The sequence below is a fragment of the Solwaraspora sp. WMMD791 genome (assembly GCF_029581195.1).
GTDB lineage: Bacteria > Actinomycetota > Actinomycetes > Mycobacteriales > Micromonosporaceae > Micromonospora_E.
Map to the genome: position 1 here is coordinate 6,701,835 of NZ_CP120737.1, position 26,690 is coordinate 6,728,524.

The window sequence follows — 26,690 nt, forward strand, 5'->3', positions numbered from 1 at the left end:
CGTGACACCCAATCTCGTGCTCGTCCTCGTCGTCGGGGTGCTCTTCGCCGCCGGGGTCACGTTGCTGCTGGAACGCAGCCTCACCCGGGTGGTGCTCGGGGTGATCCTGCTCGGCAACGGCGCCAACCTGCTGATCCTGCTCGGCGGGCGGGCCGGTGGCGCACCGATCGCCGAGGTCACCCCGCAGGAGGAGATGAGCGATCCGCTGCCCCAGGCGCTCATCCTCACCGCGATCGTGATCACCCTCGGACTGACCGCCTTCCTGCTCGCGATGGCGTACCGCAGTTGGCTGCTCTTCGGCCACGACGAGGTCCAAGACGACCTGGAGGACCGCCAGATCATGCAGCGGGCCGTCGCCGACCAGGGCCCCAACGCCGACGACGACGCCGAGGACGACGAGGACGACGACACCGACCCGATCGACGCCATCGGCGCGCCACGCCAGTCCCCGGCCCGCGCCGGCGACCTCGAAGGGAGCGGCAAGTGACGTTTCTGGTGCCCCTGCCGGTGATCCTGCCGCTGCTCGGTGCGGGAATCACCCTGGTGCTGGCCCGTCACCCGCGGGCACAGCGGACCACCAGCGTCGCCGTCCTCACCGTCACCTTCGGGGTGGCGCTGGCCCTGCTGGTCACCGCGCATCTGAACGGGCCGCAGGTGGTCCTGGTGGGCGGCTGGCCGGCACCCCTGGGCATCGCGTTGGTCGCCGACCAGCTCGCCGCGCTGATGCTGGTCGTCTCCACCGCCGTGACGCTGTGCGTGCTGCTCTACTCGATCGGCGAAGGCCGGGCCGATGGCAGGGAGAGCACACCGGTGGCCATCTACCACCCCACGTACCTGATCCTGACCGCCGGGGTGACCAACGCATTCCTCTCCGGCGACCTGTTCAACCTGTACGTCGGTTTCGAGATTCTGCTCGGGGCCAGCTACGTGCTGCTGACCCTCGGCGGCACGGAGGTACGGATCCGAGCCGGTACGACGTACGTGGTGGTCAGCATCCTGTCGTCGGTGATCTTCCTGACCGCGATCGGGCTGATCTACGCCGCCACCGGCACGGTGAACCTCGCCCAGCTGGCCGCGCGGCTCGACGGTCTGCCCGACGATCTGCGGCTTGTGCTGCAGCTGATGCTGCTGCTGGCGTTCGGAATCAAGGCTGCGGTGTTCCCGCTGTCGGCCTGGCTGCCGGACAGCTATCCGACCGCGCCGGCCCCGGTCACCGCCGTCTTCGCCGGTCTGTTGACCAAGGTCGGTGTGTACGCGATCATCCGTACCGAGACCCTGCTGTTCCCCGGCGGACGCACCCGGGACATGCTGCTGGTGGTCGCCCTGCTGACGATGGTGGTCGGCATCCTGGGTGCGGTCGCCCAGTCCGACATCAAACGGCTGCTGTCGTTCACCCTGGTCAGCCACATCGGCTACATGCTGTTCGGAGTGGCGCTCGGCACCGCCGCCGGGCTGGCCGCGGCGATCTTCTACGTGGTGCACCACATCACTATCCAGACCACCCTGTTCCTGGCGACGGGACTGGTGGAACGCCGGGGCGGCAGCACCAACCTGGAACGCCTCGGCGGGCTGGCCCGCGCGGCACCGTTGCTCGCCGTACTGTTCTTCCTGCCGGCGTTGAACCTGGCCGGGATTCCCCCTTTCTCCGGGTTCCTCGGCAAGCTCGGCCTGCTGCAGGCCGGCGTCGCCGACGGTGGCCCGCTGGCCTGGGCGCTGGTCGCCGGCGGCACGGTGACCAGCCTGCTCACCCTGTACGCGGTGACCCGGGTGTGGAACCTGGCGTTCTGGCGCAAGCCGGCGCCGGACGCCGTACCCGGTGACGCCCAGTCCGAGGCCGAACCGCTGGCGGGCAGCGCCCGGCAGGACACATCGGCGGGCGGCCCGACCGCCACACCGTCGGGTACGTCGACCGCCACGTCGCCAGGTACGTCGACCGCCACGTCGGTCGCGGTCCGGGTGCCATCGACCGATTCGGACTCCACGCCACTCGCGGCGGGCGGTCCCGGGGCGGTCGAGCCGATGCCTCCGTTGCTGGTCGGCGCGACGACCGCCCTGGTCGTCCTCGGTCTGGCGTTGACGGTGCTGGCCGGGCCGCTGTTCCAGATCAGCACCGAAGCGGCGGCGAACCTGGTCGACCGGACCCCGTACGTCGAAGCCGTCTTCCCGCAGGGAGCCCCATGAGTCCCGTCACCAAGGCCGCCCGGTGGCGTAGCCAACTGATCGCCGTCGCCGCGTTGGTCGCGCTCTGGAACCTGTTCTACGGTGACCTGTCGGTCGGCAACCTGATCGGTGGCACCCTGGTCGCGCTGGTGGTGATCACGGTGTTCCCGTTGCCGCCGGTGGCTTTCGAAGGGCGGATCCGGCCGCTGGCCGTACTGCGCTTCCTCGGTCGGTTCCTCGTCGACCTCTTCGTGGCCAGCGCCCAGGTGGCCTGGACCGCCGTCCGCTTCGGCCACGTGCCGCGCAGCGCGGTGATCGCGGTCCGGTTGCGGGTCCGGACGGATCTGAATCTGACCCTGACGGCGGAGGCGCTGTCGCTCGTGCCCGGCAGCCTGGTCGCCGAGGCCGACCCGGCCAGCGGCACGCTCTACGTCCACGTGCTCGACGTACGCGACGCGCGCGACGTCGAACGGGCCCGGGAGAAGGTGCTCGCGTTGGAGGCCCGGATCGTGCGCGCGGTCGGCTCGGCCGACGAGGTCCGCCAACTCGACCTGCCGGCACCGGCGAGAGGAGAGGTCGCATGAGCGCGGTCGCCGTCATGGTCGCCGTCGCGTTGGGTACGGCGGCCCTGTTGGCCGTCGGCCGGATCATCCGTGGCCCGTCCCTGCTGGACCGGGTCGTGGCCGCCGAGGTACTGATCGCGATCATCGTCGGCGGGATCGCCGCCGAGGCCGCCATCAACCAGCACGCCACCACCCTGCCGGTGCTGGTGGTGTTGTCGCTGCTCGGCTTCGTCGGCACGGTGAGCATCGTCCGGTTCGTGGCGGCCCGCTCGGCGGCGGTCGCGGCGGCCGAGCGTCGGGAGGAACAGTGACCGCTGTCATGACCGTCCTGTCCGGGGTGTTCCTGATCGGGGGTGCGCTGCTCAGCGTGGCGGCCGCCATCGGTCTGCTGCGGTTTCCCGACGTCGCCTCGCGGATGCACGCCGCGACCAAGCCTCAGGTGCTGGGTCTGCTGCTGATGCTCTCCGGCCTGGCGCTGCGGTTGTCCAGCGGTACGGAACTGGCCACCCTGGTGCTGGTGGCGGTCTTCCAGATGATGACCGCGCCGGTCGCGGCCCACATCATCTGCCGGGCCGCCTACCGGGCCGACCTGATGCGGCGGGACCTGCTGATCGTCGATGAGGCGGCCGGGATCCACGACGAGACGCCGGGCCGTCAGCCCAGCTGAACCGGGTCGATTCAGCTATATAATCCCGCCATGACCGACGCTCCTGCCCAGGAGGGCAGCAGTAGCGAGCCGGGTGAGACCCGGCTGCCGTTGTCCCCGTCGCCGGTCGGCGGAGCGCTGAGTCGCCTGTGCTGATCGCCTTCGGTCTGTTGCTGATCGTCGTTCTGACCGTGGCGACGGGCTACTTCGTCGCTCAGGAGTTCGGGTACGTCGCCGTCGACCGGGGCCGGCTTCGGACTCTGGCCGACCAGGGCGACCAGGCGGCGGCCCGGGCGCTGCGGGTGACCAGCCGGCTGTCGTTCATGCTCTCCGGTGCCCAACTGGGCATCACGGTGACCGCCCTGCTGGTCGGCTACGTGGCCGAGCCGTACCTCGGCGCCGGCCTGTCCGAGCTGCTCGGCGGGGTCGGCGTACCGGCGGCCGCCAGCCTGACCCTGTCCGTCGCCCTCGCGTTGGTCATCTCCACGGTGGTGCAGATGGTCCTCGGCGAGCTGGCGCCGAAGAATCTCGCCCTGGCCCGCGCCGAATCGCTGGCCCGGGCACTGAGCCGGTCGACGTTGATCTACCTCGCGGTCGCCGGGCCGCTCATCCGGATGTTCGACATCGCCGCCAACCGGCTGCTGCGCCGGGTCGGCATCGACCCGATCGAGGAGCTGCCCAGCGGCGCCACCGCCGAGGACCTCGGCCAGATCATCGCCGAGTCACGCCAGGAGGGGCACCTCGACTCGGCGATGTCGACACTGCTCGACCGGGGGCTGCACTTCCGGCAGCTCACCGCCGGGGAGGCGATGGTGCCCCGGGTCGACGTGCACACCGTACGGGTCGACGCCCCGGTCACCGATCTGGTCGAGCTGCTGGCCACCGGCCATTCCCGGTTCCCCGTCCACGGCTCCGACGGCGTCGACGACGTCGTCGGGATCGCCAGCATCGCCGACGTGCTCACCGTCGCGCCGCCCGAGCGCGCGAGCACCACGGTCGCCGCCGTGATGGTCCCGCCGCTGCTGGTGCCGGAGACCCTGCCGCTGCCCGCCGTGCTGGACCGGCTGCGCAAGGGCCACCGGCAGCTGGCCTGCGTGGTCGACGAGTACGGCGGGTTCGCCGGGGTGATCAGCCTGGAGGACATCGCCGAGGAACTGGTCGGGCCGATCCGCGACGAGGACGACCCGGAGGAGCCCACGCCGACCCGGCAGGCCGACGGGTCCTGGCTGGTGCCCGCCCGGTGGCGCATCGACGAGGTCGCCGACACCACCGGCATCGGCCTGCCGACCGCCCCGGAGTACGACACCCTCTCCGGCCTGGTGATGCGGGAGCTGGGCCGGGTGCCCGAGGTCGGTGACCGGATCTCGATCGATCTCGACGAGGCGACCACCGGCAACGGCCACCGGGCCGGCCAGCGGGCGGTGCTGCACGTGCTGACCGTGGACCGGCACGTCCCGGACTCGGTGCGGGTGGAGGTGATCGGATGAGCACCGGCTGGGCGCTGCTGACCTCCGTACTGCTGTTGGCGCTGAACGGGTTCTTCGTGGCCGCCGAGTTCGCGTTGGTGGCGAGCAAGCGGTACCGGCTGGAGCAGGCGGCGGCGACCGGGTCGCGGGCCGCGCGGGCCGCCGTCGACGGCTCACGGGAGTTGTCGCTGATGCTCGCCGGGGCCCAGTTGGGCATCACGGTCTGCACCCTGGGCCTGGGGGCGCTGGCCGAGCCGGCGGTGGAGCGGCTGGTCGCGCCCTGGCTGGAAGCGGCCGGTCTGCCGTACGCCGCCAGTCACCTGATCGCGTTCCTGTTCGCTCTGGCGCTGGTGGTCTTCCTGCACCTGGTGGTGGGGGAGATGGCACCGAAGTCGTGGGCGATCACCCATCCCGAGCGGTCCGCGCTGCTGCTGGCCCTGCCGTTCCGGGCCTTTGCCCGGGTCTCCCGGCCGATCCTGTTCGGACTGAACGCGATCGCCAACGCCGTACTGCGGGTGTTCCGGGTCGAGCCGCAGGACCAGCTGGCCCAGGTGCACGGCCCGGAGGAACTGCGGATCCTGCTGGAGCAGTCCCGTGAGCACGGACTGCTCCCGCCGGACCAGCATGAACTGCTGGCCAAGATGCTCCAGCTGGAGCGGATCACGGTGCGCGACGTGATGCAGCCGGTGGACCAGGTCGTCGCCGTGTCCCGCACGGACACCGCCGAGCAGGTCGAGTCGGCGTCGCGGGGCAGCGGTCGGTCCCGGCTGGTCGTCGCCGGCGACGCCGGGGACCTGATCGGCATCGTGCACGTACGGGACGCGGTGCTGGCCAACGCCAGCGGTGGGGCCGCGACGGCGGAGGCGCTGATGAGCCGGCCGTTCACCCTGCCGGCGACCGCCACGGTGACCGAGGCGGTCGCCGCGATGCGCGCCGACCAGGTGCAGCTGGCACTGGTCACCAACGGCGCGGGCACCGACCGGCCGGTCGGGTTCGTGGCGTTGGAGGATCTGCTGGAGGAGGTCATCGGCGAGTTCGACGACGAGACGGACACCGCTGCCCGGGGGCGCCGGCTGCGCTGACCCCGCCAGCGCAGGCGGGTCAGGCCGCGCCGGCGCTGGCCGGGTGCCGGTCGGTGGACGAGGCGTCAGGCCGCGCCGGCGCTGGCGGTGGCGAGTTTGACGCCGAAGCCGAGAAAGAGCGCGCCGATGCCGCTGGTGACGGCGGCGGCGAGCCGGCGTCGTTGGCGGAACTGCATCGCCAGGTACGTGCCGGTGAAGATCAGCACGGTCAGGTAGATCACGCTGAACAGCTGCGCGATCAGACCGAGCAGCAGGAACGACAGCGCCGGGTACGGGTAGGCCGGGTCGACGAACTGGATGAAGAACGACACGAAGAACAGGATCGCCTTCGGATTGAGCAGGCTGATCACGGTCGCCCGGCGGAACGGGTGCCGGACCGCTGCCGGCTCGGCGGCGTCCACCAGCCGGGGTGCCTGCGGGTCGTCGCGTCGACGCCACCGTCGCCAGGCACCCCGCAGCATGGTGAACCCGACGTACGCGAGGTATCCCGCCCCCGCGTACTTGATCACCGTGAAGAGTGTCGGGTGGGTCCTGAGCAGCGAGGCGACACCGGCGGCGGAGAGCACCATCAGCACCGTGTCGCCGAGGAAGACGCCGCCGGCGGCCCGGTAGCCGTAGCGCACGCCCCGACGTGCGGCGGTGGAGAGGACGAACAGCGAGTTCGGCCCCGGCAGCAGGATGATCGCCACGGTACCGAGGACGTAGGTCCAGATGTCGGTGATGCCCAGCACGCCGGTCATCTTCGTCTACCGTCGGGCCGTGGGGCGAGCGGTTTTGTCGCTGGTCACGGTGTGTCCTGCGGCACGGCGGGCAGGGCAGCGGCCGGTGCGGCCGCCGGCGCGGCGCCGGGCAGGTACGCCGGGGCCGGGCCGGTGACCCCGGGTGCCGGCTGTGCCGGGTCGGCGACGGTACGCAGCGGCACGACTCCGGCCCAGTAGGGCAGCGCCAGGTCGGCCGGGTCGTCGATCGGCGCGCCGCTGCGCGACTTCACCGACACCTCGTCGAGGCCGACGGCGAGGACCGCGGTTTCGGCGAGTTCCTTGCGGCTCGGCGGTCGGGCGTCGGCGCTGCGACCGGGACCGACCTTGTCGACCAGGGCGTCGAGTGCCCGGCGCTTGTCGTCGGGGTCGGTGACCAGCCGGGCGCTGCCGTGCACCACCACGGACCGGTAGTTGGCGCTGTGGTGGAACTGGGACCGGGCGTAGACCAGCCCGTCGAGCAGGGTGACCGCGACGCAGACCGCCAGCCCGGCGGGCCCCCGGGCGGCGAGCAGCGGCGTGCTGCCGGTGGATCCGTGCAGGTAGAGCGTTTCGTCGACGCGGACGTGCAGGGTGGGCAGGGCGCGCGGCGCGCCGTCGACGACGAACGTCAGGCAGCAGTGGTACGCCTCGTCCAGGATGCGGTGGGCGGCTGCCCGTTCGTAGCTGATCCGGTCGCGGTCGCGGGCTGCCGTGGTGCGGGCGGTACGGGGGTACATCGGCGGCTCCGATTTCGTACTAGTACAATCTGATGACTGTGGCAGCACATTATCAGCCGAGCGGATCCACCGCCATCGAGATCGCCGCCAGCGTCGAAGCGGGCGTGCGTACCGGTGACCTGACCGCCGGCGACCCGCTGCCGGCCGTCCGGAGCCTGGCCGCCGCGCTCGGGGTCAGCCCCGCCACGGTCGCCCGGGCGTACCAGACGCTGCGGCACCGCGGCATCGTGGACACCGCCGGCCGCCGGGGCACCCGGATCCGGCCCCGGCCGCCGGTCGCCGGACCCCGATCCGCCCCCCGACCCGGCCCACCACCCGGCGGGCTCGACCTGTCCACCGGCGAACCCGACCGCCGACTGCTGCCCGGCCTCGCCGGGCCGCTGGCCGAGGTGTCCCGGAGACTGGCCGCCGACGGCACCACCGCCGGCTACGCCGACGCCGGCGTACTGCCCGAGATCACCGCGTTGGCCACCGACCGCCTCGCCGAGGTCGGCCTGCCACCCGGCGCCATGACTCTCACCAGCGGTGCCCTCGACGGCATGGAGCGCCTGCTGACCAGTCATCTGCGGCCGGGCGACCGGGTGGCGGTGGAGGACCCCGGCTGGGCGGACCTGCTCGACCTGGTCGCCGCCCTCGGTCTCACCGCGGTGCCGATGCCGGTCGACGACGACGGCCCGACCGATGCCGGTCTGCGCCAGGCGCTGACCGCCGGCGCGGCCGCCGTCGTCGTCACCACCCGCGCCCAGAACCCGACCGGGGCGGTCCTCGGCCCGCACCGGGCGGCGGCCCTGCGCGCCACCCTGCGGTCCGGGCCGGACGTCCTGCTCATCGAGGACGACCACGCCGCCGAGCTGTCCGACGCCGCGCCGCAGGTGCTGGCCGGAGCCAGCCGACGGTGGGCCTTCCTCCGCTCGGCCAGCAAACCGTACGGGCCCGACCTGCGGGTGGCGGTGCTCGCCGGCGACGAGGCCACCGTCGGCCGGGTCGTCGGCCGGGCACGCATCGGCGCAGGCTGGGTCTCCACCGTGCTGCAGCGGCTGCTCGCCGAGCTGTGGCGCGACCGCGAGGTCGCGGCGACGGTGGCGGCGGCCGGTACGGCGTACCGGCACCGCCGGCAGACGCTGCGCACCGCGCTGGCCAGGCTCGGCGTCGCCAGCCACGGCGACAGCGGGCTGAACGTGTGGATCCCCGTCCCCGACGAGCTGCACGCCGTCACCACTCTGCACGCCGCCGGCTACTGCGTCTCCCCGGGCTCCCGGCACCGGCTGCGCAGCGCGCCCGGTATCCGGGTCACGGTCAGCGGCCTCGACGACGCGGCCGTCCCCGCACTGGCGGCCGCGATCGGGCAGGCGGCCGCGACAGGGCAGGCCGGTACGCCGGCGCACAGGCCGGGTGTCGGCCGGTGAGGCCGGAGCGGTATGAAGGTCCGGTGACCACACAGCAGACCGCAGCGGGCGCGGACCGCTACGTTCCCACGGACGCCGCCGACCTCGCCGCCCTACGGGAAGCCGCCGCCGGTTGCCGGGGCTGCGAACTGCACCGGGACGCCAGCCAGGTGGTCTTCGGCCGAGGTGCGCCCGACGCCCGGGTGGTCATGGTCGGCGAACAGCCCGGCGACGTCGAGGACCAGCAGGGTCTGCCGTTCGTCGGCCCGGCCGGCCGGTTGCTGCGCCGCGCGGTCGACGACGCGGCGATCCCCGTCGACCAGATCTACCTGACCAACGCGGTCAAACACTTCCGGTTCGAGCTGCGCGGGCGACGGCGGATCCATCAGACGCCGGACCGGGTGCACATCGCCGCCTGCCGACCCTGGCTGGTCGCGGAGTTCGGGAAGCTGCGTCCGCGCGTGATCGTGGTGCTCGGCGCGACCGCCGGGCAGGCGCTGCTCGGTCCGTCGTTCCGGGTCACCCGTTCGCGTGGGGTGCCGATGCCCTGGCCGGACTCGGCCCAGCGGGCGGTGGACTTCCCGGTCGCGCCGGCCGTGCTGGTGGCCACCATCCACCCCTCCGCCGTGTTGCGGGCCGACGACCGCGACGTCGCCTACCGGGGACTGGTCGCCGACCTGACCATCGCCGGGCGGCTGCTGACCGAAGGACGTTCGTGATGATCTCCTCGACCACGGCACCCGTGGTGGCCGACCCACCGCCGGTCGACACCGCCCGGGTGCAGCGGCGCACCCTGCGACTACTCGCCGGCACCCAGGTGATCGGCGGTATCGGGATCACCATCGGCATCGCGGTGGGCGGTCTGCTCGCGGCCCGCCTCGGTGGCGTGACCGTTTCCGGGTTGGCGCAGAGCGCCGCCGTTGTCGGCGGGGCGCTGCTCGCCGTACCCGTGGTGGGCATCATGAACCGGTACGGGCGTCGCCCCGGCCTGGCGCTGGCCTACCTGGTCGGCGCCGCCGGCGGCGTGCTGGTCGTGGTCGCCGCCGCGCGCGGTTGGGTGCCGTTGCTCTTCGCCGGGATGCTGCTGTTCGGTGGCGCGAGCACGGCCGGACTGCAGGCCCGGTACGCCGCCGTCGACCTCGCCGAACCGCACCGCAGGGGCCGGCAGCTCTCCCTGGTGGTGTGGGCGACGACGATCGGCGCGGTCACCGCGCCCAACCTCGCGGGGCTGGCCAACCAGGCGGGCATCGGCATCGGACTGACCCCGTTGTCCGGCCCGTTCGCCTTCAGCACGCTGGCGTTCCTGCTCGCCGCCGGACTCGTCTGGCTGGTGCTGCGTCCGGATCCGCTGCTGCTCGCCCGCCGGCTCGCCGCCGGGTCACCGGCTGCCGTACCCGGCCCTGCCGGAGCATCCACCGCCGCGCCCGGTCCTGACGCCGCGCCCGGTCCTGACGCGGCGCCCGGGCGGGGGCTGCGGGCGGCGTTCGCGGTCATCGCCGACCGGCCCGCCGCCCGGCTCGGCATCGCCGCCGTGGCGGTCGGGCACCTGGTCATGGTCGGCGTGATGGCGATGACACCGGTGCATCTGGGCTACGCACACGTCGGCGACGAACTGCTGCAGGTGGTCGGCCTGGTGCTGAGCCTGCACATCGCCGGGATGTACGCGTTCGCGCCGGTGGTGGGCTGGCTGACCGACCGGGCCGGCCGTCGGCCCGTCATCCTGGGTGGGGTCGGGTTGTTGCTGGCCGCGTGCGCGGTCGCCGGGACGGCCGGTCACGACACCCTGCGGCTGGTGATCGGGCTGGTGCTGCTCGGCCTGGGCTGGTCAGGCACGATGGTGGCCGGTTCGACGTTGCTGTCGGAGTCGGTCCCGGTCGACGTGCGACCGTCGGTGCAGGGCCTGTCCGATCTGGTGATGGGGCTGGCCGGCGCGGCGGCCGGCGCGGTCAGCGGTGTCATCGTGGGGCTGGTCAGTTTCGGTGTGCTGACCATTCTGGCCGCAGTGGCCACCGTGCCGCTGCTGGCTCTGGCGCTGCGCCCGGTCCCGGCGGCACGGCCCGCAGGGCGGCCGGGCTGACCGGGAGTCGGGGCACGACGTGCGGGTCAGCGGTACGACGATCGGGGAGGGGCGCGGGATGCGGCTGACGGACTTCTGGGGACGGCTGGACGAGGTCTTCGGGCCGGCGTACGCCCGCAGTATCGCTGCGGATCAGGTGCTGGCCCAGTTGGGTGGGCGTACCATCGCGCAGGCGCTCGCGGCCGGTGAGGAGACGGCGGCGGTCTGGCGGGCGGTCTGTGCCGCCTATCCGGACCGGGTGCCCGCCCGGTTGCGGTGAGCGGGCCGATGCAGGGATCCGGTCGGGGCAACCGGGCAACCGTTTCGGTCACCTGTCGTCGTCCATTGATGCGCTCTCGGTAAACAATTACTTTGCGTGCTTGGGTGACTGCATTCTGGTGTGAAATTCGTCGGCGTGTCCGCTGGCCCAGTCGTACACCTGTTCGGCTATTGTCCACAGCGAGGTGCTCGTCCACAGGCTGCGGCCAGTCGGCTGTTTTCTGTCGGACCCAGCGCCTAGCGTGACCCGTGTGACGAGAAGCTCGGCCAGGACGCCTGGGAAGTCGGCGAACGTAGGGGTGGCAGCAATGGCGGCATTGCCAGACAAGGAAAAGGCGCTCGATCTGGCGCTGGCCCAGATCGACAAGCAGTTCGGCAAGGGTTCGGTGATGCGGCTGGGCGAGCGGCCGGTGATCCAGACCGCGGTGATCCCGACCGGGTCCATCGCCCTCGACGTGGCCCTCGGTGTCGGCGGCCTGCCGCGCGGCCGGGTGGTGGAGATCTACGGGCCGGAGAGCAGCGGTAAGACCACGGTCGCCCTGCACGCGGTGGCCAACGCCCAGCGTGCCGGTGGCATCGCGGCGTTCATCGACGCCGAGCACGCCCTCGACCCGGAGTACGCCAAGGCGCTCGGCGTGGACACCGATGCGATGCTGGTCTCCCAGCCGGACACCGGTGAGCAGGCGTTGGAGATCGCCGACATGCTGATCCGCTCCGGCGCGTTGGACATCGTCGTCATCGACTCGGTCGCGGCCCTGGTGCCGCGCGCCGAGATCGAGGGGGAGATGGGCGACAGCCACGTCGGCCTGCAGGCCCGGCTGATGAGCCAGGCGTTGCGCAAGATCACCGGTGTGTTGAACAGCACCGGGACCACCGCGATCTTCATCAACCAGCTTCGGGAGAAGATCGGTGTGATGTTCGGCTCCCCGGAGACCACCACCGGTGGCCGGGCACTGAAGTTCTACGCCTCGGTGCGGCTGGACGTGCGCCGGATCGAAAGCCTCAAGGACGGCACCGACATCGTCGGTAACCGGACCCGGGTCAAGGTCGTGAAGAACAAGGTCTCCGCACCGTTCAAGCAGGCCGAGTTCGACATCATGTACGGCAAGGGCATCTCCCGGGAAGGCTCGCTGATCGACGTCGGGGTGGAGCAGTCGATCATTCGTAAGTCCGGCGCCTGGTACACCTACGACGGCGACCAGCTCGGCCAGGGCAAGGAGAAGGCCCGCGAGTTCCTTCGGGAGAACCCGGACGTGGCAGCCGAGATCGAGAAGAAGATCCTGGAGAAGCTGGGCGTCGGGGTGCTCGGTGCCGACGAAGCCGGCGGGCCTGAGCTGCCGCCGGTCGACTTCTGACCCACATGGCGGGGCGGCGCCGAGGCGCACGGACGGGGCGGGGCTGGGACGCGGCTCCACCCCGTCCCCGCCGTGCCTCCGGACGGCCGCCGGCCGACGGTTCCGACGACGATCCGATCGGCCCGGGCAGCGGCCCGGACCGTCCGGGCGCCGGCCGGGGCGCCTCCGGCAACGTCCGGGCCGGGGCCAGCGCCGGTGCCGGAGGCGAGCCGCAGGATGAAGCTCAGCAGGCCCGGGACATCTGCCTGCGCCAGCTCGCCGTGCGACCGCGTACCCGGGCCGAGCTCGCGGCGGCGCTGCGACGTCGGGGCATCTCCGACGAGACGGCCGGGGCGGTCCTGGATCGCTACGACGAGGTCGGGATGATCGACGACGCCGCGTTCGCCCGCGCCTGGGTGAGCAGCCGGCACCACGGCCGAGGCCTGGCCCGGCGCAATCTCGCTGTCGAGCTGCGCCAGCGCGGTGTGGATCCGCAGGTGGCCCGGGACGCGCTCGACGGGCTCGACGAGCAGACCGAGCGGGCGACCGCCGAGGAGCTGGTCGCCCGCAAGTTGCGGACCGCCCGAGGTGCGCCCGACGTGCTGTTCCGGCGGCTCGTCGCCATGCTCGCCCGCAAGGGCTACCCGGCGGGTGTGGCGGTGCCGGTGGTGCGCGACGCGCTCGCCGCGCAGTCCGCCGAAGCGGCAGAGTTCACCGACACGGTGGCGGAGGATGCGCTGATCGGTGACCTTCCCGACCCGGATGCCGGGCAGTCCTGGTCCACGTGACGAGACGTCGTCCTCCGCAGGATGTGCCAAATTTCCGACTCATCCCGCCGCATCCTGAGTGCGATCAGCTGCGAGTGAGCGCGCCGATGCCCTACGTTCTGCTGCCGCTCGGATCATGAGTTCTTGACCGAACGGCCCCTCGCGACCTAGCCTCGCGTTACAGACGAACAACCGATCCGTCGCAGGCTAACCGCACAACATAGATCGCATAACGGTACGGCATCACTTCGCAACAGCTCAGTAGCCAGATACGTCGTTACCGGACAGGCCGGTCCGGTGGCCATGGCTCGTCGCAGCGGCTCTCGCCTGCCGTGACGAGGCACCGCGAGGTGCCGTCTGGTCGATGGTCAGCCGCCACGGTCGGGTGTTCCCATAGCCGTGGCCGGGCCGGAGCGACATACCTCCGGGTGGCCGACGGCGGACTGGAGGCGGGCGTGGCGCAGCGTAGGGCAGCGGAAGACATGGGTGTCAGCGTGCCCGGAGGTCCGGCATGACCGGGCTGGAGTGGGCGCTGTTCGCCATCGTCGTCCTGCTCGTCGGTGTCGTCTTCGTCGGCCTCGCCATCGGGGTGCGCACCCTGCGCCGACTCACTCTCACGGCACCGCCAGCGCCCCCGGCCGAGGACGATCCGGCCTTCGTCGCCGCCCGGGACCGGCAGGAGCAGTCGTTGGCCGCGCTGCGCACCGCCGCCGACGAAGCCTCCGCCGCCGTCGAGCAGGCCAAGTCCGCCGCTGCGGCGGCCCGGACGGACGCCGCAGCCGCCAAGGCCGAGGCGATCGCCGCCCGCGCCGAAGCCCGGCGGGTGCTCGACGCGGCCCGCGCCGAAGCCGACACCATCCTCGAACGGGCACACCGGCAGGCCGAGTCCGAGGCCGAGCAGGTCCGGGCGGCCGCCCGCCGCAGCGGCGAACGGGAGATCGCCATGCTCTCCCGTACCGTGAAGGAACAGTCGGTCGAGCTGGACCGCCGCACGCAACGGATGGACGAGCGGGAACGGCTGCACGCCGAGGAGGCCGACCGGGTCGCCGAGCGGGACCGCAGGCTCAGTGCCACCGCCGCCGAGTTGGCGCAGCGCAAGGCCGCCCTGGCCGCCCGCGAGGCCGACCTGGCCGCCGCCGAGGAGCGGTGGCAGCGCGAGTTGGAACGGGTGGCCGGGCTGACCGCTGAGGCGGCCCGTGGCGAGCTCGTCGAGGCGATCGAGAGCCAGGCCAAGCGGGAAGCGGCGATCCTGGTCCGCGACATCGAATCCGATGCCCGCGCCACCGCCGACCAGCGGGCGCGGCACATCGTGGTCGACGCCATCCAGCGGGTGGCCAGCGAGCAGACCGCCGAGAGCGTGGTCAGCGTGCTGCACCTGCCCGGCGACGAGATGAAGGGCCGCATCATCGGCCGCGAGGGGCGCAACATCCGGGCGTTCGAGTCCGTCACCGGGGTCAACCTCATCATCGACGACACCCCCGAAGCCGTCCTGCTGTCCTGCTTCGACCCGGTACGCCGGGAGATCGGCCGACTCACCCTGGAGAAGCTGGTCCTCGACGGCCGGATCCACCCGCACCGGATCGAGGAGGTCTTCGACACCGCCCGCAGCGAGGTCGAGCAGTTGTGCCACCGGGCCGCCGAGGACGCCCTCGTCGACGTGGGCATCACCGAGATCCACCCCGAGCTGGTGACCCTGCTCGGTCGCCTGCGCTACCGCACCTCGTACGGTCAGAACGTCCTCAAACACCTGGTCGAGACCGCCCACATCGCCGGGGTGATGGCCGCCGAACTGCGGCTGGACGTGCCGCTGATCAAGCGCTGCGCGTTCCTGCACGACATCGGCAAGGCGCTGACCCACGAGGTCGAGGGCAGCCACGCGCTGATCGGCGCCGACGTCGCCCGCAAGTACGGGGAGACCGAGGACGTCGTCCACGCGATCGAGGCCCACCACAACGAGGTGCTGCCGCAGACCATCGAAGCGGTCCTCACCCAGGCCTCCGACGCCTGCTCCGGTGGGCGCCCCGGTGCGCGGCGGGAAAGCCTCGAGGCGTACGTCAAGCGGCTCGAGCGGATCGAGGAGATCGCCGCCGGCAAGGTCGGCGTCGAGAAGGTCTTCGCCATGCAGGCCGGCCGGGAGATCCGGGTGATGGTCAAGCCCGACGACGTCGACGACATCGGGGCGGCGGTGCTCGCCCGCGACGTGGCCAAGCAGGTCGAGGAGGAGCTCACCTACCCGGGGCAGATCCGGGTCACCGTCGTCCGGGAGTCACGGGTCACCGAGATCGCCCGCTGACGTCGCCCACCACTCCACCCCACCCCTGACCCCGCGATCTTGCAGTTATCGAGAGCAAATGTCGCGTTTGTCCGTCGATAAGTGCAAGATCGTCGGGGTCAGGGGTCAGGGGTCAGGGGCGGGGGCGAGCGGGATGGATCGGGGCGGTCAGGTCAGGTCAGGTCAGGGCGTAGGGGTGGCCGCCGCCGTCGCGCCACCGGCGGGGGTGCCTGGTTGCTGCTGCTGGCCGGCCGCCGTCGTCGACGGTGGCGGTGCCGCTGGCGGAATCGCGGCGGTACGCCGCCCCTTGGCCAGCGTTCGCTGGACGAACTCGGCCAGCTTGGACAGCGCGTAGTTGACCGCGATGAACAGCACTCCGATCACGATGTACACCTGGATCGGGTTACGCAGGTTCTGGATGATCGTCCGGCCCACCAGCAGCGTTTCCTGGTAGCCGATGATGAAGCCCAGCGAGGTGTCCTTGAGCACCACGATCAGCTGGCTGATCAGTGCCGGCAGCATGATCCGGAACGCCTGCGGCAGCAGGATCATCCTGGTCGTCTGGAACGAGGTCAGCCCGATCGCGGCGGCGGCCTCCCGCTGCCCCGAGGGCAGCCCCTCCATCCCGGAGCGCACGATCTCACCGATCACCACGCCGTTGTAGATGGTCAGGCCCAGCACCAGGTACGGCAGCATCTCGTGGCCGAACGGCAGGGTGATCTCCAGCCCCAGCTCCGGCAGACCCCGGGCCACGAAGAAGATCGTGATGACCACCGGCAGCCCGCGGAACACCTCGACGCAGAAGCGGGTCACCGCGTTGAGTACCCAGCTCAGCGTGCGCACCGCGATCGCCAGTGGGGTGGCGAGACCGACGAAGCGGCGCCGCATCAACGCCTTGAGCTGGATCCGCAGCACCGCCAGCGCGGTGCCGAACAGCAGCGACAGCACGATCGCCAGCCCGGCGGCGGTCAACGTGGCCCGGATTCCCTGCCCGAGTAGCGACCAGACCTGGCTGAACACCTCGTTGCCGGGGTCGACCAGCGGGCCCCACTTGTCCATGGTGAACTGGTCCCGGGCCGCCAGCGGCCGGTAGATCAGGAAGTAGGCCGCGATGGCGGCCGCGACCGCCGACAGCACACTGACGATCAGGGTGACCAACCGGGCGCGTGGCCCGGGGGCGTCGTACAGCACGCTCTGCTGGCTCACGCTGCCCATCCTTCGTTCGTGGTGCCCGGTCCCTGGGGTCCGGCCGTCGGTCGGTCGCCGTGGACGGTCCTCACCGGGCCACCGCCCGACGCGCCTCGACCCGGTCGAGCAGCATCCCCAACGGCACTGTCATGATCAGGAAGCCGATCGAGATGCCCACGAAGACCGGGATGATCGGCTCCCCGAGCGCGCTGGTCAGGTTCTGGGCCGAGTTCGACAGATCGCCGACGACGCCGAAGAAACCGGCCAGCGCCGAGTTCTTGATCATCGCGATGATCACGCTGCCGAGCGGGACGATCGCCGCCTTCCACGCCTGCGGCAGCACGACGTGCCGCAGGTTCTGGGTGAAGGTCAACCCGATGGCCCGGGCGGCCTCGGCCTGCCCCGGCGGCACCGCGTTGATCCCGCTGCGCAGCGCCTCGCAGACGAACGCCCCGGTGTAGACGCTGAGCGCGATCACCGCGAACCGGAAGTACGGCAGGTCGATACCGAGCCGGCTGAAGATCGTGCTCAGCCCCGGGATCCGCAGGAAGTCCGCGTTGGAGCCGAGCGCCGGCAGGCCGAAGGCCGAGAAGAACATCACGATGGTCAGCGGCACGTTGCGGAAGACCGTGACGTACGCCCCGCCGAGCCAGCGCAGTGGCGGCACCGGCGAGATCCGCAGGACCGCGATGAACGTACCGATCAGCAGCGCGCCGGTCGCGGAGAGCACGCACAGCTGAAGGGTGAGCCAGAAACCTCCGACGAACACGTCGAAGTGGTCGACGAGCACTCTCACGCGGTGGACCCTTCCTGCGAAGCGTGCGCCGGGACTGCCGGCCGGTGCCTGGCGGCCGACCGGGGCAGAGTAGACCCGGGCCGGCCGGTGCCGAGCGGCCGACCCGGGCCGAGGTTCACCCGGGCCGGCCGTGCTCGGTCAGGTGTGACCGGGACGGTCGTCAGTAGCGGTCGACGGCCGGGCCGGTCGGGGTGTTGTCGTCGAACGCGCCGGCGGTGGACTCCCACGCCTGGGCGTACGAGCCGTCCTCGTAGATCTTCTCCAGGGTGTCGTTGATGAAGTCGCGGAACGCGTCGTCACCCTTCTTCACCCCGATGCCGTACGGCTCCTCGGTGAACTGCTCACCTGCCAGCTTGAACTCGCCCTCGTTCTCGGCGATGAAGCCGAGCAGGATCACGTTGTCCGTGGTGACCGCGTCGACCTGACCGCCGCGCAGCGCCTCGACGCACTTGTCGTAGACGTCGAAGAGCACCAGCTGCTCGCCGGCGTTGGCCAGGTACTCCTGGATGTTCTCCGCCGGGGTGGAGCCCTGCGCCGAGCAGACCTTCTTGTCGCCGGCCTCGAACGACTCCGGCCCGGTGATCGAGTCGTCGTCGGCGCGGACCATGATGTGCTGGCCGGCGACGTAGTACGGGCCGGCGAAGTCGATCCGCTCCTTGCGGGCGGGGTTGATCGTGTAGGTGGCGACCACGATGTCGACCCGGCCCTGCTCGATGACCTCCTCGCGTACGGCGGAGGGAGCCTCCACGTACTCGATGTCGTCGGCCTCGATGCCCAGCTCGGCCGCGATCAGCTTGGCGATCTCGACGTCGAAACCGGCCGGCTTGCCGTCAAGGCCGAGCAGGCCGAAGCCGGGCTGGTCGAACTTGGTGCCGACGGTGATCTTCCCGGCTTCGCTGAGCCGGGCCATGGTGGTGCCGGCCTCGAACGTCGGCGTCGCCACCTCAGGGTTCTCGCTGCCCGTACCCTCGTTGCTGTCGCCGCAGGCGGCCACGGACAGCGCCAGGGCGGCTGCGGCGGCTACCGCCGCTACGCGTGACATACGCATTGCTCGGTGATCTCCTTTTCGATGGGAAGCCCGCCGGATCGCGGCCGACTCCACGATGGATGAAACATGTCCGGAAGCGGTGTCAGTGCGTGAGGATCTTCGACAGGAAGTCTTTGGCGCGGTCACTGCTCGGGTTGGCGAAGAACTCCGTCGGCGGGGCGTCCTCGACCAGTTGGCCGTCGGCCATGAAGATCACCCGGTTCGCGGCGTGCCGGGCGAAGCCCATCTCGTGGGTGACGACGACCATCGTCATCCCCTCTGCCGCCAGTGACGTCATCACGTCCAGCACCTCGCCGACCATCTCCGGGTCGAGGGCACTGGTCGGCTCGTCGAACAGCATCGCCTTCGGCTGCATCGCCAACGCCCGGGCGATCGCCGCCCGCTGCTGCTGGCCGCCGGAGAGCTGCGCCGGGTACTTGTCGGCCTGGTTGGCGATCCCGACCCGGTCGAGCAGTTGCAGGGCACGTTCCCGGACCGCCGCCGGCTTCTCCCGGCGCACCTTCACCGGACCGAGTGTGACGTTCTCCAGGATCGTCTTGTGCGCGAAGAGGTTGAACGACTGGAACACCATGCCGACCTCGCTGCGCAGCCGGGCAAGCGCGCGGCCCTCGGCCGGCAGCGGTCGACCATCGAACAGGATCGTGCCGGAGTTGATCGGCTCCAGCCGGTTGATCGCGCGGCACAGCGTGGACTTGCCGGAACCCGAAGGGCCGATCACCACCACGACCTCGCCCCGGTGGACCGACAGGTCGACATCGTCGAGGACGTGCAGCGGGCCGAACCACTTGTTGACCCCACTGAGCACGATGAGTGGTTCACTGGTCGTCACCGTCGAGCTCCGTCCTGTCATGCACCGTCCCCTGTGCCGGCGATCGGCGAGGCCACCTCACGACCGTCCCGCCACTTTAGGCGGGGCTGTGTGTCGGAAGGCAACTCGAATGGTCACGGAGCGGTAACACACGCCGCGTAGTCGCGGCCGCCCCGGCAACATGATCCTATGGCGATTGCACCGTTTCGCGCCGCGTTGTGGAACTGGTCCATCGACGGGCCACTCGCCCCCGGCCAGATTCGAGCCGGCCTCACGGCCGTACTGGGTCGACCGGTGGTCGCGCTCAGTGACGCCGTCGCGGACCAGTTCCCCGACGACGCGGTGCTCTGCGACATCTGGCAGGGCGCCGGGGACTTTCCGGTGACGGTCGACTGCTACGCCGCCCCACCGGAGCTGTCGGAGACCCGGGTGCTCGCCGCGTTCGCCCGCCGGGTACGGCGCCGCTGCGTCCTGCCCGACGACACCCTCGACCCCGGTCGGCATCTGCTGATCTCGCCGGACGGCACCATGCGCCCGGTGCACCTGGACATCGAGCCGACCAGCTACGGCGACCGGCGCAGCAACCTGCGCCCGTGCAGCCTCGTCGACCCCGGCTGTCACAACGGCGTGTCCTGCGGCGCCTCCCGCTGGGGCCCGGACTCGGTGGTGCCGGCCCGGGCGGCCGCCTGAGCGTGACACCGGCGTCGCGCCGGCGGCTACGCTGTCCCCTGTCATGACTACCAGCGCAGCACACGCCCGCCACCCGCGTACCTACCAGGTGCGCACCTACGGTTGCCAGATGAACGTGCACGACTCCGAACGGATCTCCGGCCTGCTGGAAGCAGCCGGCTACGTCCGGGCGGGGGAGTCCGACGATCCCGACGTCGTCGTCTTCAACACCTGCGCGGTGCGGGAGAACGCCGACAACCGGCTGTACGGCAACCTCGGCCATCTGCGGCCGGTCAAGGACGCGCACCCGCAGATGCAGATCGCCGTCGGCGGCTGCCTGGCGCAGAAGGACCGCAGCGAGATCGTCCGCCGCGCCCCCTGGGTCGACGTCGTCTTCGGCACCCACAACATCGGCGCCCTCCCGGCGCTGCTCGACCGGGCCCGGCACAACGCCACCGCCGAGGTGGAGATCCTCGAATCCCTGGAGGTCTTCCCCTCCACGCTGCCGGCGCGCCGGGAGTCGACCTACGCCGGCTGGGTGTCCATCTCGGTCGGCTGCAACAACACCTGCACCTTCTGCATCGTGCCGTCGCTGCGTGGCCGGGAGAAGGACCGCCGCCCCGGCGACGTCCTCGCCGAGGTGCGGGCGCTGGTCGCCGAGGGCGTGCTGGAGGTGACGCTGCTCGGGCAGAACGTCAACTCCTACGGTGTGGAGTTCGGTGACCGGTTCGCGTTCGGCAAACTGCTGCGCGCCTGCGGCGAGGTCGACGGGTTGGAACGGGTCCGGTTCATCAGCCCGCACCCGAAGGACTTCACCGACGACGTGATCGCCGCGATGGCCGAGACCGACAACGTCTGTCATTCGCTGCACATGCCGCTGCAGTCGGGATCCGACGCGGTGCTGCGGGCGATGCGCCGGTCGTACCGCGCCGACCGCTATCTCGGCATCATCGACAAGGTCCGCGCCGCGATGCCGGACGCGGCGATCACCACGGACATCATCGTCGGGTTCCCCGGAGAGACCGAGGAGGACTTCGAGCGCACCCTCGAGGTGGTCCGGGCCGCCCGGTTCGCCTCGGCGTTCACCTTCCAGTACTCGAAACGCCCCGGTACGCCGGCGGCGGCGCTGCCCGACCAGCTGCCGAAGGCGGTGGTGCAGCAGCGGTACGAGCGGCTGATCGCCTGCCTGGAGGAGATCACCTGGGCGGAGAACCGGCGACTGGTCGGCCAGCCGGTGGAGGTCCTCGTCGCGGTCGGCGAGGGACGCAAGGACGAGCGCACCGGCCGGCTCTCCGGCCGGGCCCGGGACGGTCGGCTGGTGCACTTCGACGCCGGTACGCTCGCCGGGCGTGTCCGCCCCGGCGACATCGTCGAGACCGTGGTCAGCTACGCCGCGCCGCACCACCTCAACGCCGACGGCGAGCCGATCGCGCACCGCCGTACCCGGGCCGGCGACGCGTACGAGGCGGGCCGTACGCCGCGTACCGCCGGTGGCGTGCTGCTGGGTCTGCCGACGATCGGCGCGCCGCCACCGGCCCCGGCCACCGCTTCGGCCTGCGAGCGCTGACGGCCCGGCCACTGCTTTGACCGGCGAGCGCTGACGGCACCGGCCGGTGCCGTCAGCGCTCGCCGAACGCGGATGACTCAGCCGGCCTTCTCGGCCAGCTCCAGGAACTGTCGCTTGCCGGCGAGGGCCTTCTCCGCCTCGCGGATCCGCTTCGCGTCACCGGCGGCCCGGGCGCGGGCCAGCCGCTGCTCGGCCTCGGCGACCTGCTCGCGCATCTGGGTCAGCAGCGGGTTGGCCGACGGCTCGGTCCGTCGCCAGGCCGAGTCCATCGCCTCGCGTACCCGCTCCTCGACGGCCCGCAGCCGACGGTCCAGGCCGGCCTGCGACTCGCGTGGCACCCGACCGATGTCGTGCCACTGGCCCTGTGCCTCGCGCAGCTTCGCCTGTGCGGTTCGCGGATCCGTGTCGACGTCGATGGCTTCCAGCTCGGTCAGCAGCGCCTGCTTGCGCTCCAGGTTGGCGCGCTGCTCGGCGTCGCGGGCCGAAAAGACCTCGCTGCGGCGGGTGAAGAAGGCGTCCTGGGCGGCCCGGAACCGTTCCCACAGCTTCTGTTCGGCCTCCTTCGACGCGCGGGGGGCCGCCTTCCACTGGGTCATCAGCTCCTTGAGCCGGTTCGCGGTGGCCGCCCAGTCGGTCGACTCGGCCAGCGACTCCGCCTCGGCGACCAGCTCGCTCTTGGCGGTCTGGGCCTGCTTACGCTGGGAGTCGAGGGTCGCGAAGTGGGCACCCCGGCGGCGGGTGAACCCGTCCCGGGCGGCGGCGAACCGTTTCCACAACTCGCCGTCGGCCTTCTTGTCGACGCCCCGGATGGTCTTCCACTCGTCGAGGATCTCCTTGAGCCGGTCCCCGGCGGTCTTCCAGCCGGTCGACTCGGCGGCCAGCTTCTCCGCCTCCTCGACCAGCGCGGTCTTGCGGGCCAACGCCTCGGCGCGGGCCGCGTCGCGGGCCACCTTGGCCTGCGCCGCCTTCTCCTCGGCGAGCGCGGTGAGCTTGTCCAGCCGCTCCGCGAGCGCATCGAGGTCGCCGACCACGTGGGCCTCGGCGAGTGAGCCCCGCAATCGCCGGATCGTGGTGAGCGAATGCGTCGCGTCTGCGGCGCCGGACTGTAGCCGGGCCTCCGTCAGATCGACCTCGGTCACCAGATCGGCGAACCGGCGGGCGAAGTGCGCCAGCCCTTCCTCGGGCGCTCCCGCTTGCCAGGAACCGACCGCGCGCTCTCCTTCGGAGGTCTTGACGTAGACCGTGCCGTCCGCATCAACCCGTCCGAAGGAAGTCCAGTCGCTCATGTGCCCATCCTCGTTCTCCCGGCGCCACAAGATCGAGATCCCTCGATAGACGCCGCCACGGCGCAGTTAGATTGCGGGTAAGTTTCCCCCGCGCATTGTCACAGGTCCAACCCTGTCCGCGTCGAGCGCCTGTCGCCGACCGTGACCATACGGTGTCCTTGTCCGGGGTCGACCCGGCAGCCGTACCCGAACGGGCCGAATCGCAGCACCGACAGTCACTGTCCGATTGCGCAATGCCATGCCGGATCCCGGCTACCGTAGGCCGGTGCCCATGATCCACGCCGCCTTCTGCCCACAGCCGCCGGTGATCGTCCCCGAGGGCGCGGGGCGGGCGGCCGTCGAACTCGATGCGTTGCGCACCGCCGCCGACACCGCCGTACGCGAACTGCTCGCCAGCCCGGTCGACCGGATCGTGGTGATCGGCGGTCAGGATCCCGGTCCCGCCCGGGTCACGGCGGCTCCGGCGGTGCCGGCCCCGCCGGCTGCAGCGGCCCCGGCGGTGCCGGCCTGGCCGGTGTACCGACCGCCGGTGCGGGCCAGCTTCCGGCCCTACGGCATACCGGTCGACGTGGACCTGCCCACCCGGTCGACGCGGGCCCCCGTCGGGTCCGCCGCGCCGACCCGGTCCGCCGCGCCGACCCGGTCCGCCGCAGCGCGATCCGGTGGCCGGATGCCGCTGAGCCTCACCGTCGCCGCCTGGCTGTTGGCCCGCAATGGCTTCGACGGCGGCCGGCACACCGTCGAGCTGGTCGCGGTGCCGGACACGGCGCCGGCAACCGACTGCCGCCGGTTCGGCCAGCACCTCGCCGCCGACACCGCTGCCTGGGGGGCGCTGGTGATGGGGGACGGGTCGGCGTGCCGGGGGGCCGCCGCCCCCGGATACCACGACGAGCGCGCCGAACCCTTCGACGACCGGGTGGCCACGGCGCTGGCCGGCGCCGACCACCCCGCAATGGCGGCGCTCGACCCACAGGTCGCCGCCGAGCTGCGGGTCGCCGGCCGCGCGGCCTGGCAGGTGGCCGCCGGCGCGGCCGACCAGGTCGCCGGGTGGGCCGGCCGACTGCACTGGTACGCCGCCCCCTACGGGGTGGCGTACTTTGTGGCCTCGTGGCAGCACACATGACCGACCAGGACCGCACCGGCCGTCGCCCGGAGCCGACCGCGGACCGCCGTACGGTCCCGACGGTGCAGCCGGTCCCGACGGCGACGACGCGGCCGGGTCGCGTCGTCGCGATCGTCGGCCCGACCGCGGCCGGCAAGTCCGCGCTGAGCATCGCGCTCGCCCAGGCACTGAACGCCGAAGTGGTCAACGCCGACTCGATGCAGCTCTACCAGGGCCTGGACATCGGCACCGCAAAACTCACCCCGGAGGAACGGGCCGGCGTGCCCCACCACCTGCTGGACATCTGGCCGGTCACCGCCGCCGCCAGCGTCGCCGAGTACCAGCGCCTGGCCAGAGCGGCGATCGACGACATCCACCGCCGTGGGCGACTACCGATGCTGGTCGGCGGCTCCGGCCTGTACGTCCGGGCGGTCCTGGAGAAGTTCGACTTCCCCGGCACCGACCCGGCGCTGCGCGACCAGCTCGAAACCGAACTGGCGACACAGGGCCCGGCGTCGCTGCACGCCCGACTCGCCGCCGCCGACCCGGCCGCCGCCGCTGCCATCGCGCCGAGCAACGGTCGGCGGATCGTCCGCGCGCTCGAGGTGGTCGAGCTGACCGGCCGCCCGTTCACCGCCGCCCTGCCGGACCCGGTGCCCTACTACGACGCGGTGCAGCTCGGGGTGGACCTGCCCACCGACGAGCTCGACGAGCGGATCGCCCGACGGGTCGACCGGATGTGGGCCGACGGCCTGGTCGCCGAAACCGAGGAGCTGGTCCGGCAGGGCCTGCGGCAGGGCCGTACGGCCAGCCGGGCGCTCGGCTACCAGCAGGTGCTCCGGATGCTCGACGGCGCCTACGACGAGCCGCAGGCCCGGGCGGAGACGGTACGGGCGACGCGACGCTTCGTCCGCCGCCAGCGCACCTGGTTCCGCCGGGACCTGCGGGTGCACTGGCTGACCGGCACGGGCACGGACCTCACCGACGCCGCCCGTACGCTGCTGACCGGTGCCGGCTGACCCGCGCCGGCCGGGTCAGCGCGCGGCCGTGGTCGGCTGCTGCTCGACCGGCGCCGGCCCGGCCTGCACCAGCGTGGCGGGGCCGCCGCCGGTCGCCTGACCCCCGTCGGTGGCCGCCGCCGGACTCCCGCCGCCGGCACCCTCGTCGGCCGCCGGCACCGGTACGGCGGCCGCCTGCTGGGCCGCCGCCCGCACCGCGGCTGCCACCGCCGGCGCCACCCGGGGGTCGAAGACGCTCGGCACGATCACCGTCGGGTTGATCCGCTCCTCGCCGACGACGTCCGCGATCGCCCGCGCCGCCGCCAGCGCCATGTCGTCGGTGAACGTCTCCGCATGGGCGTCCAGCATGCCCCGGAACACCCCGGGGAAGGCGAGCACGTTGTTGATCTGGTTCGGCTGGTCGGACCGCCCCGTCGCGACGACGGCCGCGTGCTTGCGGGCCTCCCGCGGGTCCACCTCGGGGTCCGGGTTCGCCAGCGCGAACACGATCGAGTCCGGGGCCATCGTCGCGATGTCGTCACCGGTCAGCAGGTTGGGCGCGCTCACCCCGATGAACACGTCGGCACCCCGCAACGCACCGGGCAGGTCACCGGCGTACCCGGTGACGTTGGTGTGCTCGGCCAGCCACTGCCAGGTCGGGTTCAGCCCGGACAGCCCCCGGTGCAGCGCACCCGGACGGTCGTAGGCGATGACGTCACCGACCCCTTGGCGCAGCAGCAGTTTGATGATCGCCGTACCGGCGGCACCTGCCCCGGACACCACCACCCGTACGTCACCGAGCTGCTTGCCGACCACCCGCAGCGCGTTGGTCAGCGCGGCCAGCACGCAGATCGCGGTCCCGTGCTGGTCGTCGTGGAACACCGGGATGTCCAGCAGCTCGCGTAGCTTCGACTCGATCTCGAAGCAGCGCGGCGCGGCGATGTCCTCCAGGTTGATGCCGCCGTAGCCCGGCGCGATCGCCCGCACGATCGACACGATCTCGTCCGGATCCTGGGTGTCGAGCACCACCGGCCACGCGTCGACGTCGCCGAACCGCTTGAACAACGCGGCCTTGCCCTCCATCACCGGCAGCGCCGCGGCCGGGCCGAGGTTGCCCAGCCCGAGGACCGCCGACCCGTCGGTGACAACGGCCACCGTGTTCCGTTTGATGGTCAACCGGCGGGCGTCGGCCGGATTGTCGGCGATCGCCAGACAGACCCGGGCCACGCCCGGCGTGTACGCCCGGGACAGTTCGTCCCGGTTGCGCAGCGACACCTTCGGCGACACCTCGATCTTGCCGCCCAGATGCAGCAGGAACGTCCGGTCCGACACCTTGCGCACCTCGACGCCGTCGAGCGCCTCCAGCTCCTTGACCACGTCGTCGGCGTGCGCCGAGTCCGCCGTGTCACAGGTCAGGTCGACGACCACGCTGACCGGATCGGAGTCGACCACGTCGAGCGCGGTCACGATCGCCCCCGCCTCGCCGACACAGGTCGTCAGCCGGCCGATCGCCGACGCGTCCGCGGGGATGCTGATCCGGATGGTGATGGAGAAGCCGGCACTGGGCAGGCGGGTGGTCGCCACGGGTTCCCTCCGTCGTTGGTGGGTGCGGCCGGGCCGGGCCGCCCGACCATTCTTGCGCGCGTTCCGGCACGGCGGCGGCGCGGGCGAAGCGTACGGCGTGGCGACCCGGCCCGACCGCCCGGCCCGGCCGCCCGACCCGGCCCGGCAAGCGGACGGG

24 protein-coding genes and 2 pseudogenes are annotated in these 26,690 nt (G+C 71.9%); 18 read left to right on the forward strand and 8 right to left on the reverse strand.

Features of this window, described 5'->3' with window-relative positions:
* Position 1 precedes the first annotated feature (1 nt).
* The 7 genes from O7623_RS30235 to O7623_RS30265 all read left to right on the forward strand — a co-directional run bounded on the left by O7623_RS30235 (position 2) and on the right by O7623_RS30265 (position 5,917).
* The gene (locus O7623_RS30235) at positions 2–487 is read left to right on the forward strand and encodes a Na(+)/H(+) antiporter subunit C (protein ID WP_282226324.1); all 486 of its coding nucleotides are present in this window, start codon (positions 2–4) and stop codon (positions 485–487) included.
* Complete coding sequence (locus O7623_RS30240; RefSeq protein ID WP_282226325.1) at positions 484–2,181, forward strand: Na+/H+ antiporter subunit D; 1,698 nt, start codon at positions 484–486, stop codon at positions 2,179–2,181. Before O7623_RS30235 ends, O7623_RS30240 begins: the two co-directional genes overlap by 4 nt.
* Positions 2,178–2,744 (forward strand): Na+/H+ antiporter subunit E, encoded by a 567-nt coding sequence (locus tag O7623_RS30245; RefSeq protein WP_282226326.1) that lies wholly within the window; start codon positions 2,178–2,180, stop codon positions 2,742–2,744. Before O7623_RS30240 ends, O7623_RS30245 begins: the two co-directional genes overlap by 4 nt.
* Positions 2,741–3,034 carry a monovalent cation/H+ antiporter complex subunit F gene (locus O7623_RS30250; RefSeq protein WP_282226327.1) on the forward strand — a complete coding sequence of 98 codons (294 nt, stop codon included), beginning with the start codon at positions 2,741–2,743 and terminating at the stop codon, positions 3,032–3,034. Before O7623_RS30245 ends, O7623_RS30250 begins: the two co-directional genes overlap by 4 nt.
* Complete coding sequence (mnhG, locus tag O7623_RS30255; RefSeq protein WP_282226328.1) at positions 3,031–3,390, forward strand: monovalent cation/H(+) antiporter subunit G; 360 nt, start codon at positions 3,031–3,033, stop codon at positions 3,388–3,390. The genes O7623_RS30250 and mnhG overlap by 4 nt, the downstream gene beginning before the upstream one ends.
* A 128-nt stretch (positions 3,391–3,518) precedes the next feature.
* Positions 3,519–4,856 carry a hemolysin family protein gene (locus O7623_RS30260; protein WP_282226329.1) on the forward strand — a complete coding sequence of 446 codons (1,338 nt, stop codon included), beginning with the start codon at positions 3,519–3,521 and terminating at the stop codon, positions 4,854–4,856.
* On the forward strand, positions 4,853–5,917 hold the full coding sequence (locus O7623_RS30265; protein ID WP_282226330.1) for a hemolysin family protein: 1,065 nt from the start codon (positions 4,853–4,855) through the stop codon (positions 5,915–5,917). The genes O7623_RS30260 and O7623_RS30265 overlap by 4 nt, the downstream gene beginning before the upstream one ends.
* Positions 5,918–5,982: 65 nt before the next feature.
* On the opposite strand, the gene leuE is transcribed toward O7623_RS30265, so the two are convergent.
* Both leuE and O7623_RS30275 read right to left on the reverse strand, forming a co-directional pair.
* Positions 5,983–6,657, reverse strand: coding sequence for a leucine efflux protein LeuE (gene leuE / locus O7623_RS30270; RefSeq protein ID WP_282226331.1), 675 nt, complete (start codon positions 6,655–6,657; stop codon positions 5,983–5,985).
* A gap of 110 nt (positions 6,658–6,767) precedes the next feature.
* Positions 6,768–7,394: pseudogene (locus O7623_RS30275) on the reverse strand (pyridoxamine 5'-phosphate oxidase family protein); the annotation flags it as partial.
* Between the two features lie 32 nt (positions 7,395–7,426).
* Here O7623_RS30275 and O7623_RS30280 point away from each other — a divergent pair.
* The 7 genes from O7623_RS30280 to rny all read left to right on the forward strand — a co-directional run bounded on the left by O7623_RS30280 (position 7,427) and on the right by rny (position 15,508).
* Positions 7,427–8,800: an aminotransferase class I/II-fold pyridoxal phosphate-dependent enzyme gene (locus O7623_RS30280; RefSeq protein ID WP_348775117.1), complete on the forward strand. Its 1,374-nt coding sequence runs from the start codon at positions 7,427–7,429 to the stop codon at positions 8,798–8,800.
* A gap of 23 nt (positions 8,801–8,823) precedes the next feature.
* The gene (locus O7623_RS30285; RefSeq protein ID WP_282226332.1) at positions 8,824–9,498 is read left to right on the forward strand and encodes a UdgX family uracil-DNA binding protein; all 675 of its coding nucleotides are present in this window, start codon (positions 8,824–8,826) and stop codon (positions 9,496–9,498) included.
* Positions 9,498–10,856, forward strand: coding sequence for an MFS transporter (locus O7623_RS30290; protein WP_282226333.1), 1,359 nt, complete (start codon positions 9,498–9,500; stop codon positions 10,854–10,856). Before O7623_RS30285 ends, O7623_RS30290 begins: the two co-directional genes overlap by 1 nt.
* Positions 10,857–10,914: 58 nt before the next feature.
* Entirely contained in the window at positions 10,915–11,115 is a 201-nt protein-coding gene (locus tag O7623_RS30295; protein ID WP_282226334.1) for a DUF3046 domain-containing protein, read from the forward strand.
* 307 nt (positions 11,116–11,422) lie between these two features.
* Positions 11,423–12,469, forward strand: coding sequence for a recombinase RecA (gene recA / locus O7623_RS30300; RefSeq protein WP_282226335.1), 1,047 nt, complete (start codon positions 11,423–11,425; stop codon positions 12,467–12,469).
* Between the two features lie 5 nt (positions 12,470–12,474).
* The gene (locus O7623_RS30305; protein WP_282226336.1) at positions 12,475–13,236 is read left to right on the forward strand and encodes a regulatory protein RecX; all 762 of its coding nucleotides are present in this window, start codon (positions 12,475–12,477) and stop codon (positions 13,234–13,236) included.
* Between the two features lie 490 nt (positions 13,237–13,726).
* The gene (rny, locus tag O7623_RS30310) at positions 13,727–15,508 is read left to right on the forward strand and encodes a ribonuclease Y (protein WP_282226337.1); all 1,782 of its coding nucleotides are present in this window, start codon (positions 13,727–13,729) and stop codon (positions 15,506–15,508) included.
* 162 nt (positions 15,509–15,670) lie between these two features.
* On the opposite strand, the gene O7623_RS30315 is transcribed toward rny, so the two are convergent.
* The 4 genes from O7623_RS30315 to O7623_RS30330 all read right to left on the reverse strand — a co-directional run bounded on the left by O7623_RS30315 (position 15,671) and on the right by O7623_RS30330 (position 19,348).
* Entirely contained in the window at positions 15,671–16,693 is a 1,023-nt protein-coding gene (locus O7623_RS30315) for an amino acid ABC transporter permease (protein WP_282226338.1), read from the reverse strand.
* Positions 16,694–16,763: 70 nt separating this feature from the next.
* Complete coding sequence (locus O7623_RS30320) at positions 16,764–17,471, reverse strand: amino acid ABC transporter permease (protein ID WP_282226339.1); 708 nt, start codon at positions 17,469–17,471, stop codon at positions 16,764–16,766.
* A 160-nt stretch (positions 17,472–17,631) separates the two neighbouring features.
* Complete coding sequence (locus tag O7623_RS30325) at positions 17,632–18,519, reverse strand: glutamate ABC transporter substrate-binding protein (RefSeq protein ID WP_282226340.1); 888 nt, start codon at positions 18,517–18,519, stop codon at positions 17,632–17,634.
* Positions 18,520–18,601: 82 nt separating this feature from the next.
* Positions 18,602–19,348, reverse strand: a complete 747-nt coding sequence (locus tag O7623_RS30330) for an amino acid ABC transporter ATP-binding protein (RefSeq protein ID WP_282226341.1) — start codon at positions 19,346–19,348, stop codon at positions 18,602–18,604.
* A gap of 168 nt (positions 19,349–19,516) precedes the next feature.
* On the opposite strand from O7623_RS30330, the gene O7623_RS30335 reads away from it, so the two are divergent.
* Together O7623_RS30335 and miaB are read left to right on the forward strand one after the other, a co-directional pair.
* Positions 19,517–20,017 carry a hypothetical protein gene (locus O7623_RS30335; RefSeq protein ID WP_282226342.1) on the forward strand — a complete coding sequence of 167 codons (501 nt, stop codon included), beginning with the start codon at positions 19,517–19,519 and terminating at the stop codon, positions 20,015–20,017.
* 43 nt (positions 20,018–20,060) lie between these two features.
* Positions 20,061–21,563: a tRNA (N6-isopentenyl adenosine(37)-C2)-methylthiotransferase MiaB gene (gene miaB, locus O7623_RS30340; RefSeq protein WP_282226343.1), complete on the forward strand. Its 1,503-nt coding sequence runs from the start codon at positions 20,061–20,063 to the stop codon at positions 21,561–21,563.
* A gap of 77 nt (positions 21,564–21,640) precedes the next feature.
* On the opposite strand, the gene O7623_RS30345 is transcribed toward miaB, so the two are convergent.
* Positions 21,641–22,849 (reverse strand): DUF349 domain-containing protein, encoded by a 1,209-nt coding sequence (locus tag O7623_RS30345; protein WP_282226344.1) that lies wholly within the window; start codon positions 22,847–22,849, stop codon positions 21,641–21,643.
* 271 nt (positions 22,850–23,120) lie between these two features.
* On the opposite strand from O7623_RS30345, the gene O7623_RS30350 reads away from it, so the two are divergent.
* Together O7623_RS30350 and miaA are read left to right on the forward strand one after the other, a co-directional pair.
* Positions 23,121–23,972, forward strand: coding sequence for a hypothetical protein (locus O7623_RS30350; RefSeq protein WP_282229653.1), 852 nt, complete (start codon positions 23,121–23,123; stop codon positions 23,970–23,972).
* Positions 23,957–24,970: a tRNA (adenosine(37)-N6)-dimethylallyltransferase MiaA gene (gene miaA / locus O7623_RS30355; RefSeq protein WP_282226345.1), complete on the forward strand. Its 1,014-nt coding sequence runs from the start codon at positions 23,957–23,959 to the stop codon at positions 24,968–24,970. The genes O7623_RS30350 and miaA overlap by 16 nt, the downstream gene beginning before the upstream one ends.
* A gap of 177 nt (positions 24,971–25,147) precedes the next feature.
* Here the strand turns inward: miaA and O7623_RS30360 are convergent.
* A pseudogene (locus tag O7623_RS30360) lies at positions 25,148–26,533 on the reverse strand (NAD-dependent malic enzyme); the annotation flags it as partial.
* Positions 26,534–26,690 lie beyond the last annotated feature (157 nt).

What these genes read in the sequence shown, in the direction of transcription:
- O7623_RS30245 (WP_282226326.1), top strand. Translation starts at nt 2,178, where the DNA reads ATGAGTCCCGTCACCAAGGCCGCCCGGTGGCGTAGCCAACTGATCGCC.
- O7623_RS30250 (WP_282226327.1), top strand. Translation starts at nt 2,741, where the DNA reads ATGAGCGCGGTCGCCGTCATGGTCGCCGTCGCGTTGGGTACGGCGGCC.
- O7623_RS30265 (WP_282226330.1), top strand. Translation starts at nt 4,853, where the DNA reads ATGAGCACCGGCTGGGCGCTGCTGACCTCCGTACTGCTGTTGGCGCTG.
- leuE (WP_282226331.1), bottom strand. Translation starts at nt 6,657, where the DNA reads ATGACCGGCGTGCTGGGCATCACCGACATCTGGACCTACGTCCTCGGT.
- O7623_RS30280 (WP_348775117.1), top strand. Translation starts at nt 7,427, where the DNA reads ATGACTGTGGCAGCACATTATCAGCCGAGCGGATCCACCGCCATCGAG.
- O7623_RS30290 (WP_282226333.1), top strand. Translation starts at nt 9,498, where the DNA reads ATGATCTCCTCGACCACGGCACCCGTGGTGGCCGACCCACCGCCGGTC.
- O7623_RS30295 (WP_282226334.1), top strand. Translation starts at nt 10,915, where the DNA reads ATGCGGCTGACGGACTTCTGGGGACGGCTGGACGAGGTCTTCGGGCCG.
- recA (WP_282226335.1), top strand. Translation starts at nt 11,423, where the DNA reads ATGGCGGCATTGCCAGACAAGGAAAAGGCGCTCGATCTGGCGCTGGCC.
- O7623_RS30305 (WP_282226336.1), top strand. Translation starts at nt 12,475, where the DNA reads ATGGCGGGGCGGCGCCGAGGCGCACGGACGGGGCGGGGCTGGGACGCG.
- rny (WP_282226337.1), top strand. Translation starts at nt 13,727, where the DNA reads ATGACCGGGCTGGAGTGGGCGCTGTTCGCCATCGTCGTCCTGCTCGTC.
- O7623_RS30325 (WP_282226340.1), bottom strand. Translation starts at nt 18,519, where the DNA reads ATGCGTATGTCACGCGTAGCGGCGGTAGCCGCCGCAGCCGCCCTGGCG.
- O7623_RS30335 (WP_282226342.1), top strand. Translation starts at nt 19,517, where the DNA reads ATGGCGATTGCACCGTTTCGCGCCGCGTTGTGGAACTGGTCCATCGAC.
- miaB (WP_282226343.1), top strand. Translation starts at nt 20,061, where the DNA reads ATGACTACCAGCGCAGCACACGCCCGCCACCCGCGTACCTACCAGGTG.
- O7623_RS30345 (WP_282226344.1), bottom strand. Translation starts at nt 22,849, where the DNA reads ATGAGCGACTGGACTTCCTTCGGACGGGTTGATGCGGACGGCACGGTC.
- O7623_RS30350 (WP_282229653.1), top strand. Translation starts at nt 23,121, where the DNA reads ATGATCCACGCCGCCTTCTGCCCACAGCCGCCGGTGATCGTCCCCGAG.